Annotated in this window: 13 protein-coding genes; 1 reads left to right on the top strand and 12 read right to left on the bottom strand. The window is 47.2% G+C overall.

All coding sequences use genetic code 11. The features are described from left to right. Positions 1–31: 31 nt before the first annotated feature. From PJF56_RS05470 to PJF56_RS05500, 7 genes are all read right to left on the bottom strand, one after another. Positions 32–1,555 (bottom strand): carboxypeptidase M32, encoded by a 1,524-nt coding sequence (locus tag PJF56_RS05470; protein ID WP_430540874.1) that lies wholly within the window; start codon positions 1,553–1,555, stop codon positions 32–34. 160 nt (positions 1,556–1,715) lie between these two features. After that, positions 1,716–1,976, bottom strand: coding sequence for a Nif11-like leader peptide family natural product precursor (locus PJF56_RS05475; RefSeq protein WP_283761638.1), 261 nt, complete (start codon positions 1,974–1,976; stop codon positions 1,716–1,718). 130 nt (positions 1,977–2,106) lie between these two features. Then, positions 2,107–3,297, bottom strand: coding sequence for a type IV pilus twitching motility protein PilT (locus PJF56_RS05480; protein WP_283761639.1), 1,191 nt, complete (start codon positions 3,295–3,297; stop codon positions 2,107–2,109). Between the two features lie 138 nt (positions 3,298–3,435). Beyond that, the gene (locus PJF56_RS05485) at positions 3,436–4,839 is read right to left on the bottom strand and encodes a slr1306 family protein (RefSeq protein WP_283761640.1); all 1,404 of its coding nucleotides are present in this window, start codon (positions 4,837–4,839) and stop codon (positions 3,436–3,438) included. Positions 4,840–4,905: 66 nt separating this feature from the next. Next, positions 4,906–5,787 carry a mechanosensitive ion channel family protein gene (locus PJF56_RS05490; protein ID WP_283761641.1) on the bottom strand — a complete coding sequence of 294 codons (882 nt, stop codon included), beginning with the start codon at positions 5,785–5,787 and terminating at the stop codon, positions 4,906–4,908. Further along, positions 5,788–6,975 (bottom strand): hypothetical protein, encoded by a 1,188-nt coding sequence (locus PJF56_RS05495; protein ID WP_283761642.1) that lies wholly within the window; start codon positions 6,973–6,975, stop codon positions 5,788–5,790. 41 nt (positions 6,976–7,016) lie between these two features. After that, the gene (locus tag PJF56_RS05500; protein ID WP_283761643.1) at positions 7,017–7,757 is read right to left on the bottom strand and encodes an MORN repeat-containing protein; all 741 of its coding nucleotides are present in this window, start codon (positions 7,755–7,757) and stop codon (positions 7,017–7,019) included. A 255-nt stretch (positions 7,758–8,012) separates the two neighbouring features. On the opposite strand from PJF56_RS05500, the gene PJF56_RS05505 reads away from it, so the two are divergent. Further along, complete coding sequence (locus tag PJF56_RS05505) at positions 8,013–9,527, top strand: DUF3370 domain-containing protein (RefSeq protein WP_283761644.1); 1,515 nt, start codon at positions 8,013–8,015, stop codon at positions 9,525–9,527. A 16-nt stretch (positions 9,528–9,543) separates the two neighbouring features. Here the strand turns inward: PJF56_RS05505 and PJF56_RS05510 are convergent, their stop codons facing one another. The 5 genes from PJF56_RS05510 to rplM form a co-directional block, all read right to left on the bottom strand. Continuing rightward, positions 9,544–10,020 (bottom strand): DUF29 domain-containing protein, encoded by a 477-nt coding sequence (locus tag PJF56_RS05510; protein WP_283761645.1) that lies wholly within the window; start codon positions 10,018–10,020, stop codon positions 9,544–9,546. Positions 10,021–10,037: 17 nt separating this feature from the next. Then, positions 10,038–11,138 (bottom strand): peptide chain release factor 1, encoded by a 1,101-nt coding sequence (prfA, locus tag PJF56_RS05515; protein ID WP_283761646.1) that lies wholly within the window; start codon positions 11,136–11,138, stop codon positions 10,038–10,040. Between the two features lie 122 nt (positions 11,139–11,260). Next, positions 11,261–11,479 (bottom strand): 50S ribosomal protein L31, encoded by a 219-nt coding sequence (rpmE, locus tag PJF56_RS05520; protein ID WP_283761647.1) that lies wholly within the window; start codon positions 11,477–11,479, stop codon positions 11,261–11,263. 193 nt (positions 11,480–11,672) lie between these two features. Then, complete coding sequence (gene rpsI, locus PJF56_RS05525) at positions 11,673–12,089, bottom strand: 30S ribosomal protein S9 (RefSeq protein WP_283755965.1); 417 nt, start codon at positions 12,087–12,089, stop codon at positions 11,673–11,675. Next, positions 12,089–12,544 (bottom strand): 50S ribosomal protein L13, encoded by a 456-nt coding sequence (gene rplM / locus PJF56_RS05530; RefSeq protein WP_283761648.1) that lies wholly within the window; start codon positions 12,542–12,544, stop codon positions 12,089–12,091. Before rplM ends, rpsI begins: the two co-directional genes overlap by 1 nt. Between the last annotated feature and the right edge of the window lie 16 nt (positions 12,545–12,560).

Below are 12,560 nucleotides of genomic sequence, written 5' to 3' on the forward strand. Positions count from 1 at the left end.
CCTCTCCCTTGGGAGAGGGACTTTTTTCCCTTTAGAAATCATACAATTGCCGATATTTATGCTGAATATAATCCACAAATGGGGCAATTTTCAAATCGCTACCGGTGACGTTTTGCATTAACTCCAGTGGGGTGTAGACACTGCCAAATTGATAGATATGGTCGATTAACCACTGGTGTAAGGGGGCAAAATGACCTTGGGAAATGTCGTCTTTCAGGTGGGGTAGATCCTGGAGAGCTGCTTGATAAATTTGGGCGCTCATGATGTTGCCTAGGGTGTAGCATTGGAACATGGCTCCCAGGGTGGAGGTATACCAATGAACATCCTGAAGCACGCCCAGGCGATCGCTCGGTGGACAGACTCCGAGATCGGACTGATAGCGAGCATTCCAGGCATCCGGAAGATCTCGCACTTCTAGAGAACCTTCGAGTAATTCTAACTCTAGGTCAAAGCGAATCATCACATGGAGATTATAAGTAACTTCATCGGCATCCGTGCGAATGAGCGATCGCTCCACCCGGTTAATGGCTCGGTAAAATCGATCTAAACCAACATCCTTGAGCTGTTCGGGAAACATTTCCTGCAACTGAGGATAAAAATACTGCCAAAATTCTGGCGATCGCCCCACCAAATTTTCCCACAGCCGCGACTGACTTTCATGGACTCCTGCCGATGTGCCTTCTGCTAACGGCGTACCTTCCAAGCTGCGATCTAATCCCTGCTCGTAGAACCCATGGCCCATTTCATGAATTGTACTAAACAGAGCCTCCGTCAGATCGTTTTCCCGGACACGGGTGGTAATTCGCACATCGCCAATAGAAAAACTGGTGGTAAACGGATGCAAGCTCTCATCCTGACGACCGCGATTAAAATCATACCCCACTTGCCGCAACAGATTCAGAGTAAACTGCAATTGTTTTTGGCGATCGAACCCTTGCTGCACGCAGGAAACATCCGGTTGGGGACAAGAGGATATAGCCTCCACCAGAGGCACTAACTTCTGACGCAACTGGGCAAACAACGGTCTCAGCGTCGCCGTCGTCATCCCATAATCAGCCTCTTCAATCAAGGGATCGGCAACATGATCGTAGCCAGCAAAAAAACTGGCATACTCGCGCGTATAATCCAGAGTTTTTTCCAGATCCGGTTGCACCAGAGCAAAATTATCCCCTTCCTTCGCTTTAGCCCAAGCTTCATAACACTGACTGCGATGGGCCGAAAACTGGGCCACAAAATCCCCAGGCACTTGTACCGCTCTCTGATAATTCCGGCGAGTGATGCGAATTAAACTCGCTTCTGGGGAAGTATAGTCCCAGCTTTGAGCTTGATCCTCTAAATCTGCTAACAACTCTCCTAATCTAGGGTCTGTCAACTTTTGATGGGCCATTTGGCGCAACAGGGCCATCTGTCGTCCCCTCGCCCCGGCCCCTCCAGAGGGCATATAGGTGGCTTGATCCCAATAGAGTACAGAAACAGCCGCATGAAGATCTACGATCTCGGTGACCCGCGCTTTTAGGTCGTCTAATTTAGGGCTTTTGGACTTCAGGGTTGCTATCATCGTTAACCAATAATGGGGTGAATTTACTGTTAATTGAGCCTTGGGAAAGAGTCACTCCAGGCTTTCCAGAATTTGATGACACCCTGGATAAAGTTATGATGTTCACTCAAGCATTGGGTTAAGAGTGAATATAGAGATCGTTCGCACTTACACGCACTTAAAAATGATAGGTCGTTTGGCTGCGATCGATCCAATTTACCGTGCGTAACCAATGCCATACTCCCGTCGGTCTACGGGTGGAAATTCCCTTGCTTTCTTCATGGGCAACCTCTTCGAGTTCTCCCGTTTCAAACTGGTATCCCAACTGGTTTACCATCTGAATAAACGCCTCTGGATCGGCCGCTTGTTCCAAGGATTCCCGTAAATCATGATCTTTATTGACATCCCTTAAAAAGCGCATCACTTCTTCTTTCGACATAACAATCCTCTCCTCCTGCTTTTATACCAGGATAGCAACATTTGAGAAGCTTAAGCTATTATCATGTTACTGCTCATTTTACTGGATCGATCGGCTCCGGAACTGATTTTTTTCAATCTTAACCAATGACTTACTGCCAATCCCGTGGAGACTGGTGAGCATCATAACCTCCAGTTCTCATTAACCGATCTAACTCACCCGGATCGGAAGAAACCTTTTGTGCTTCCTCAATCGTAATTCGTCCCTCTAAAATCAATTTATACAGGGATTGATTCATCACACACATCCCATCCATTGCGCCCGTTTCCATTAATTGAAACGCTTCATCTTCAGACCCTTTTAATAAATAATCTTGCATCGCTGGCGTATTGACCAAGATTTCATGGGCCGCTGTCCGTCGTCCATCAGTGGTTGGTAGCAATAATTGGGCGACCACACCCACAAGAGAGTCGGCCACTTGAATGCGAACCGCTTGCTGTTCCTCTGCACTATAGAGATTTAATAGACGATTAATGGCATTAATGGCATTACGAGTATGGAGGGTTCCCAGCACTAAGTGACCGGTTTGGGCAGCTTGCAGAGCCGTATTTACCGTAATGCGATCGCGCATTTCTCCAATTAAAATGACATCTGGATCTTCCCGCAAAACGGCCCGCAGAGCCTGGTAAAAATCATGGGTATGCAATCCCACTTCCCGTTGACTGAGTAAACATTTATGGGAGGGATGGACATACTCAATGGGGTCTTCAATGGTGACAATATGTTTATGTTCGCTTTTATTAAGAAAATCAATCATCGCTGCCAATGTGGTTGATTTTCCTGAGCCGGTTGGCCCCGTGACTAAAATTAGACCTTGTTGACTACAAATGAGATCCTGTAGCACTTCGGGTAAGCCCAATTGCTCGATGGTGGGAATCTCCAAACTAATCAACCGTAATACCATGGCTCCCCCAGTTAGGGAGTCAAAGCAATTAACCCGACAGCGTACTAATCCTTCATAAAAGATGGCTGTATCTAATTCTTTATCTTGGGCAAATTTTTGACGTTGTTCTGGGGGCAGAATATCTGCCAGGTACTGATCGAATTGTTCGGGGGTGACGGGATTTTGATCTTTTAACTTCATCATCTTGCCCCGCACTCGAAATCGGGTTACCTGTCCTACGCGAATATGAATATCCGAGGCTTTATTGGTGTGGGCGTGCTGTACAATTTTTTTGATTAAGTTTCCCAGTTGAAAGGGTTGAGGGCTTTTGGATGGATGAGGAGGGGGAGGTAAGGGTTTGTGGGTGTGTTGAGTGCGATCGGAATCAGAAACTGTCATGATCTGCTTCTCCTATCTTGAGTTTGCCTATCTTATCCTATTTTTTTTGAAGCTTGCCCTCAATCGATCCTTATTTCCTATTCCCTATTCCCTAGCGCGAAGCGCTATAGATGAAACAATCTACTACCCACTTAAGGCTTAAACTTGAACGGTTTTCAACTTCTGGACTGCTGAAGTAACAAAAGATTGCACAAAAGCAGTGCGCTGGTTTTGTTGAAAGACTTGTTTGATAATTGAGGTCAATTTCTCTAGATTTAGTCCCTGTTCTGGGTTAAAGTCTTGGGTTTGGAAATATTCAATTAAACTTAATCCGGCAATGCGAGTTAAATAGGCCGCGCTGATGCCTTGTACGAGTCCGCCCGCCGTATAGGTGATGGCGTTGGTTTTGAGAATATGAGTAATGGTTTGGGTGGAGAGTTCGACTAAGCCGAGTTTGACGATTAGTTCTCCCACGATTCCGGCGATGTTTTGACCTTGCTGGAGAGTAAAGGATTGGTTGGGTTGATAGATTTTGGCTAGGTCTAAAATCAGTTGACCGGTAATTGCGCCGGTTGTCAATAAATCGAGGCTGGGAATGGGGTTAGCGAAGGCGGTAGTGGCGGCGATCCATTGATATTGCTCGATCGCCGGCAAAGCGCGATCGCGGCGTTTTTGGTTCCAGACGGCTTGAATCTCGCGCTGTAAGGCTTCTGCTTGGCGCTGGATCGTCCCTAAAATCGGCACATTGGAAGCCTTAGCCACTTGCGCGAGACGGGTTTTCAGGGCTTCAATTTGGGGCGCTCGATGTTCCATCCATTCGTCTACAGTGCCATCGGGTTCGTGTTTGCGGACTTTGATGGGTTGGGGGATAGCGGCGATCGCCACCACATCCTCTTTCTCTAGTTTACCAGTAATCCGGCTGTTAATTTGTTGCAGAATGCTGGGCAGTTCTTGGGGTAAGTATTGGTCTTGTTTATTCAGAGCTAAAATAACGTGATGATGATTTTTTTTGAGCTGTTGTAGGGTTTGATATTCCGAGTCGGTTAAGTCTCCAGCAATGACCAATAAAATCACGTCACTGTTGCGGTGTTGCTCTTCAATCTGGCTTTGAATTTCTTCGCTCGGATTGGGCGTAAATAGGGCAGGTGTTTCTACGAGCTGCCAATCTGGGGAGAGGAGATTAAACAGGCTGGTTTTGCCCACATTTTTACCGCCCGTAATCGCAATTTTGAGGGTTTGGCGATTGATTTCTGCTCTCAGTTCATGCAAGCGGTTTTGCCAACTGGAAACATCAATATCTTCTGTGGCTAACTCGGAGATCGCCCCTTCAACCTGGGTAAACGTCCGCTCTAGTGTTTCCCTATTTACCGGTGAAGTAACTGTTTCCACCGGGATAGAGGCAGAATTTTGCCGCCACCACCAAATGCCACCCCAGGCGATCGCCCCCAGGGTAACCCATTCTCCCCATTCACTCACGGAACTTTGGATATTTGCCCACAACCACAGGATAGCTCCTAATCCTAAGCCACCAACTAACAGAGGACGACGTATGAGTGTTGCCATCGATTTCTCCACTAAACCCAACCCGATCTCTAGCTTAACTCGATTGGGGGGCGATCGCCTAATCGCCTAATCAGACTCCCCAAATTCAGTGTTTGCTCGTGGAGTATGTATCGATCGCTTGAGATAAGGCAGATTATAACGGGCGAAGGCTCGTTTGGCTCGGCGAATTAACTCGGTTTTATACATAAATTCATCGCGAGCATCCATGGGATAAGAGCGCAGCTTAAATTTAGTTCCCCAACGTTCTTCTTCCATGATAACAACAATCGGAAGTTTTAGTTGGGTGTATTTGCTGCTGTAAGCAGCTTGATAGAGAATCTGAATCACCCGTTCATCATCCACATCATGATCGAAATAAAAATCGGTGGCCACTTGAGCTTCTAACTGGCCGCCGTTAGAATTAGAAACCGCTTCTGTCCAGGTTTTATTGTGGGGAATGGTGACTGTATTATCATCGGGGGTTTGGATTTGAATTCCCCGCAGTCCATAACTGACCACTTCTCCATAATGCTCTTGGATTTGAATGCGATCGCCGACGCGATAGGGAGCTTCAAACAAGGCAATAATTCCGGCAATAATGGAACTGACATAATCCTTAAAGGCAAAACCGAGAGCAACGGCAATGGTTCCCGTTAAGGCGATCAGATTGGCTTCAGATAGGTTGAAAAATAGGCGTAGAAGATAGGCAATGACTAGGATTAAAATCAACCCTTTCCAAAACGGGACAGATTGTTTAATTAACAGCCGAAATCTTCGAGCCACTCGCTCGGAACTCCAGGTGGTTAGTTTTTCTACTAAATAGGTACTGCCATAGGCGATCGCCACAGCAAGCAGCGATCGCAGAATTTTCGGCATTGTAAAATCCGTCAGCAGTTCCTCCGAGAGGTTAGGGGATGACTCCACTTGAGCCAATAACGATAGAGTCTCCCCGGATAATCTAGCGATCATTTAGACTTTACCCACAAAAAAATTATTATTACTGAGTTCCCGAACCACTTTTTGATAGTGACTCGGTTGTAGAGATAATCCACCCTGTTTTGCTTCGAGAAGATCGGCGCGTAAGAGCCACTGTACTCTCGCCTGAATTTGACTTTCCGATTCCCCTAAACTGAGGGCAAGATGCCTACGGGTGATGGAACCATGAATAAGGACAGAATGGAGTAAATAGCGATCGCTCGGCTCTAACGTAGGCAAGCTGGGTAAAGAAGGTTTGGTTTCATACAAAACCATTTCCGGATCATTGAAGGAAGGTACTCGATCGTCTGCCACCGCATCAGGTTTAATCCGCAAACTTTGCAACCACAAGTAAGTAGCAATTTGACTGACTCCCGATGATTGAGAGGCTAACGCTTCCCAATAGGTTTTTGTCGGTTCAGTCTCTTCTCCTGAAAGGAACTTAGGAACCACAAGGGTTTGAGTGATGGGGTTTAACCACTCTTCAAGTAGGGTAGCATCGAGTTTAGGTAACGTCTGAATCTCACTAAAATAAGCGCTCACCTGACAGACAAAATCTAGGAAATCCCAGGCCCAATGATTACAACCGATTGCCCAAAAGCAATGTGGATTCTGGATCATCAAGTCTCGGAGTAATTCTACACTCTCCCAACCCCCGATCGATCGCAGAAAACATTGCTCTAAACAGGGAATCACAATCAGGGTTTGCCGCTCTTCGAGTGCGTCTACATCCAGGGAATGATCGGCCTCTTGGCTAGGGTTGAGATGGATGTGAGGATAGGGTTGTAGGGCTTTTTGAATACGTTGGCTTAGGGTGAGGGGGTTGCGGGGACGATGGAGAGCAGGAAAAGGGGTAACAATCTCTAAAGCGGGGGGGTTCTCCCAATGAGCGAAACTATCTTCTAGGATTTTGGCGATCGCCTCTACGGGATGAGCGAGAATGACCACATGATTGGCTGCCTCTAAATTTTTTTGCCAGGTTGCCACCCTGGTAGCGATCGCCTCTTGAATCGTGGTTTGATACGTTAAAGGACTTGATAAAGTCTCCAGACGTTGGCTTAACTCTGCCAAGAGAGTGTCCGGCAATCCGATTAAATCTTCATCGGGTTCAGTAACCTTTTGAGCCTTGGTAAACCAGGATTGAATCTGTTGGCGAACATGGGGTAAAACACTCTGAATCATCGATCTGTCCCTGATGGTTAATTCCTAACACTCACTCAACCCTACTTTTTCAGCACTCCCGCTTCCCAATTGCCCTCCAACTTCGTGCCATTGGTATAAGTAAATACTCCCCAACCCTGTTTCATGCCATTGCGAAAATTACCCTCATAACGATTGCCACTGGGAAAAATACAAGTGCCAAAGCCATTCAATTGACCATTCTGAAACGCGCCACTGCATTGGGTTCCATTGGCAAAATTGAGAGACCCGCGACCATCCGGGCGACCGTTACGAAAAGCACCTTGATAGCGATCGCCATTTCGATAGACACAAGTCCCCATACCATTCAACTGTTGATTCTGAATCGTTCCTTCACAGCGCGTTCCCGTACTCAAAACGATCGCCCCTTGTCCCAAACGCTGGCCATTCTGAAACTGTCCTTCATAGCGATATCTTCCCGGAAACGAACATACCCCATCCCCTTGCAAACGGCCATTGCGGAAGGTTCCTTGACATTGAACCCCATTCCGGAAGCGTAGAGTTCCTTGACCGTGAAAAATGCCCTCCACCAATTGTCCTTGATACTGAGTACCACTCGGAAGCGTACAAGTCCCTTCTCCGGTTAAGGTTGGGCCGCTAAAATTCCCTCGACAGAGAGAATTCGGGTTCGCTTGTGCAGAAAGGCTAAACCCGGCGATCGCCGCTACTGTGCTGGCAATTAGAGCGATCGCGAAGCGACTGGGCAAGAGTATCGCGAACCCATGAGCCAATCCGAATTGGGGTTGTTCTATCATCCGTTTCATTGCCCTATATCCCATGATCTGGTCTTAATGTTCAAACTTCTCTATCATATAGGTTTAGACTTAATCCGGTTAATGGAAAAAGTTCCAGACAGCAGCGATCAAAACTTCCCCGATCTCAATCGAGACCCAAGGGAGTAATGTAGAGCGCCAGGTGCTGGTAATCGGGACTTGATGGAGCGATCTCCTAATATCGCCTAATCAAGTAAACCCTTGTACACCTTTGGAGTTATCGTTAATTAACCCTACCGCAACCCCATGCTGCCATTAGTTTCTTTGTTGATTTTTTCCCAAATTCCGATTCCGCTTTCTGAACCCGCTCCCATACCCATCGATCCCGCTCCTCAACCCACTGCTGAACCCACCCCTGAACCGACTCCTAAACCCACCCCTCCCCCTCTCCCCCCTCCAGAACGCCTAAGTCCCCTTGAACAAATTCCCAAGCTTCCTCCCTTGCCAACATTTGAATATTTACAACCGACTGAAATTCGACCCCTATCGGGCCAACTCGATCGGGTTCCGGTCTTTAATAGTAATAGTCCCGAACTGGTGAAAACGGAAGGCATTCTCCTCTCTACCTTTCCCAAACAGGGAATGCGCTATCCCCAAGCCCACCTGGATTATCCCTTAGAGGGACGATTTGATATTTTTGCCCATCACATTTCTCGCGCGAGAACACGAGCGGAAATTCGCTCCTTTTTTCAAGGGATTTTAATCTATAATCCCACGGATAAACCTGTTACCCTAAGAGTCTTGGAAGGAGCCAGTTATTTAACTCGCCCGGATGCGATTTTTATTGACTTACCCCCAATTGTCGATAATCGTTTAGGAACCATCTTTTCCGGGCCGGGAAGTCGGGCCGCTGGGGATGTGTTGCGCGGCCGCAAACAAGGGACTTGGCCCGATGTGATGGTGATTCAACCCAAAGAAATTCAACAACTGATGAATCTGCCGATTCCTGCGGGAACGGTGCTGCCGACTTCTAATGGTCGCTCGACCCTGTTGCGGGTGGAAACCGATGGGCCGGTTTATGTGGCGAATTTGGCCATGCTTTCCCCAAAAAATCCGGATGGGACGGAGCGGGTTCCGACCCTGCAAGAATGGCAGAATTTATTGGTCAATGGCACCTTATCGGGGCCAAGAGATTTACGACCGACTCCCATTGATAAGAAAACAACGAACTTTCCCGCTCGGTTCATTTATGGTCGCGTGGCGGGCATTTCCGAGGGGTCTCAATGGACAACGACGTTAACAGATACTCCCCAATCTGAGGATTTAACGATTCCAGAACCCGGACGGGCGATCGCCTATGGCCTAAGTTTACTCCATCGGGGACGGCTGGGTACAGGACAAATTCAAAGCGCCCCCATGTTAACTCGCTATCCGGATACGGCCTATTTTGGCCATGGCAATTATGGGGTTGAATATAATTTGACGTTGCCGCTCTATAACAATACGCAGCAATCCCAAAAGGTGACCATCGCTTTGCAAACCCCCTTAAAAGATGATGGCACACAGGGAATGCTAATGTTTTTAGAGCCTCCAGAAGACCGGATCTTTTTCCGGGGAACAGTGCGAATTGTCCATCGAAATTCCCAGGGACAAGAGACGGAACGTTATATGCATTTGGTACAACAGCGAGGACAACGGGGAGAGGCCTTATTACAGCTAACCATGCCTCCGGGCGATCGCCAACAGGTACAAGTCGATCTCATTTATCCTCCCGATGCGACTCCTCCCCAAGTGTTAACAGTTAAAACGGAGAATCAATAGTAGCCGCTATCAGGATTTACGCTGGAATATAATCTTCATCCAAGAGATTATCTAAAGTCAACTTGGGTTCAACGGGAAACCCTTCTGGGTTGAGTTCGTATTTCCTCAAGATATCCTTCCTCGCATCCCCATAACATTGAGTCCACACCTCTGCTAAAAGAACCTTGAGGCTAGGACTCTCTTCTAATAAATATTGAATTTGTCGTCGCTGCTCAACAACGCTTTGTCGCCATCCTCTGGCATTGTTGGCTTTTTCAGATTCCCAGTATTCAAGTTTTAAAAGATGTTCGATTAAAGTCGTCAGCCTGCTTTTTAACTCCTTTTTCTCTCGTTTCCCCATGCTTTCAACTTCTTCAATTAAACTCTCAAAATCAATCCGATCGAGCTTTCTTTCTTTGAGTAACTGCGCTGTTGTCTGTACCCATAAATAGAAATCTCGATCGTAAAGTTCTGATAGATTAGAATCAGCTTTTTCCTGCAACTCTGGATTCATAACCTTGGCAACATTTTCTAAGCTTGAACGGTTTGATTGGCGAGTTCTTCTAAACGCAGTTGCTGATCTTGGGTAATACAAGCCTGAATTAAGGCTTCAATATTGCCTTCTAAGGCACTTCCTAGGGAAAAGTTTTGACCCAGACGGTGATCGGTAATGCGATTATCCTTGTAGTTGTAAGTGCGGATTTTTTCCGATCGCGAACCCGTCCCCACCTGCGATCGCCGCATATCTGTCACCGCATCCTGCTGTTCTTGCAGCTTCATGTCATACAACTTCGCCCGCAAAATCTGCATCGCCCGTTCTCGGTTTTGCAACTGCGATCGCTCCTCCGTACAAAATACCCGAATCCCGGTCGGCTTATGGAACAAGTCTACCGCCGTTTCCACCTTGTTCACATTTTGTCCACCTGCACCACCGGAACGAGCCGTGCTAATTTCTACCTCTTTAGCATCAATCTCTACTTCTACCTCATCCACCTCCGGCATAATAGCCACCGTCGCCGTTGAAGTATGCACTCGTCCCCCCGTTTCCGTCACCGGAACCCGTTGCACCCGATGAACCCCTGCCTCAAACTTGAGCTTACTATAAACCTGCTCGCCTTTAATCTCCAGGATTGCCTGCTTAAATCCACCCATTTCCGCCGGGGACTCGCTCACCAGATACACCTTCCAGCCTTGCACTTCCGAATAGCGAGAATACATTCTCACCAGATCGCCTGCCCAAATACTGGCTTCATCACCCCCCGTTCCTGCACGAATTTCCAACATGATATTTTTTTCATCATTGGGATCGCGGGGCAGCAATAAAATGGTTAACCGATGCTCTAACTGATCGATTTTCGTTTCTAACTCTTGCACTTCCAAGGCAGCGATTTCTTGCAGTTCGCGATCGCCACCCGACTCCTTATAAATCTCCCTCGCTCCCGTCAACTCCTCTTGAGCCTGCTTCCAGATTTCATAAGTATTCACCACCTCCTCCAGAGACGAACGAGCTTTTGCCACCTTTTGCACCTCCTCTGGATTCGTGGCAATATCTGGATCGGCTAACCGACGAGTCAATTCATTAAACGTCTGTTCAACAGAAGTTAGTTTGTCAAGAAGATATGCTTCAGCCATTGTTCAGGTGTCCAAGATTGAGGTTGTTTACGGTTACCGAGCGGAGTCGAGGTACAGCAGGGAATAATACATGGACTGTAGGTTAAACCCCTACAACCCACAAAGACCAATCGCAATGGCTGCTACTTCTTACTTCCCATCCAGTTATACCGTTTCTGGAATCGTTCAACCCGTCCTTCCGTGTCAATAATTTTCTGAGTCCCCGTATAAAACGGATGATTTCCAGACCAAACATCCACATGAATTTCCGGTTGAGTCGAACCCACCGTCATCACAAACTCGCCATTACAATACACTTTGGCTTCCGGATACCATTTTGGGTGAATATCAGATTTAGGCATGATGATTACACTTTACAAAAACACTAACAACTAAACGGGTTTAAACCCTATTATAATCCAATCGCGATCGCTCCCCAAGGGTGTGGGGTAGGGGCGGGTTCAGTAAGATCTTGGTGGGCAAAGGGAAAGATTGGTGAACCCGCCCCTACATCTTGGTAGGAAAAGGGAAAGACTGATGAACCCGCATCTACCCTTACCGTTTCGAGTATTGAGGAGCTTTTCTGGCTTTGCGTAAGCCATATTTTTTCCGCTCTTTTGCCCTCGGATCGCGGGTCAGATACCCTTCAATTTTCAAGGGTTGGCGATTATCGGGATCGAGTTCGCACAAAGCTCTAGCCACACCCAAGCGAATCGAATCCGCTTGTCCCGTTAATCCGCCACCTTTCACATTCACCAGAACATCATAGTCATTTTCCAGACCCAAGGTTTCCAGGGGAGCTTTGGCTGCACCCAGATATTGGGGATTAAATTGGAGATACAAATCTCCCGGTTTGCCATTAATTTTTAATTCCCCTTGTCCGGGAACCAAACGCACGCGAGCAACGGAGGATTTTCTCCGTCCAGTTCCCCAATAAACAGCCCGATCTTTTTGACTCTCAGTAGCTTGCATTAGTTATCTTCTCCTGGTACAGTTTTCAGTTCCAAAACTTCGGGGTTTTGTGCCTCATGGGGATGTTTGGGCCCCGCATAGACTTTTAGTTTAGTAAACAGCTTGCGTCCTAAAGAGTTTTTAGGCAGCATTCCTTTGATGGCTTTTTCCACAATCCGCTCTGGAATTCGCCCTTGCAATTTGGCGAAGGTTTCAGTTTTCATTCCCCCTGGACGACCGGAATGGCGGCGATAGAGTTTTTGCTCCCGTTTTTTACCAGTCACCTGGATTTTTTCGGCGTTGACAACGATCACAAAATCCCCAACGTCCATATGGGGGGTAAAGGTGGGTTTATTTTTCCCTCGTAAGATACTGGCCACTTCTGTAGCTAAACGACCGAGACGCTGGCCATCGGCATCGACCACAAACCATTTTCGGTCTAGACTCTCTTGGGGAGGTAAGTAAGTTTTAGTCATAATTAATCGTTTGTTT

The sequence above is a fragment of the Roseofilum halophilum BLCC-M91 genome (assembly GCF_030068445.1).
GTDB classification, from domain to species: domain Bacteria; phylum Cyanobacteriota; class Cyanobacteriia; order Cyanobacteriales; family Desertifilaceae; genus Roseofilum; species Roseofilum halophilum.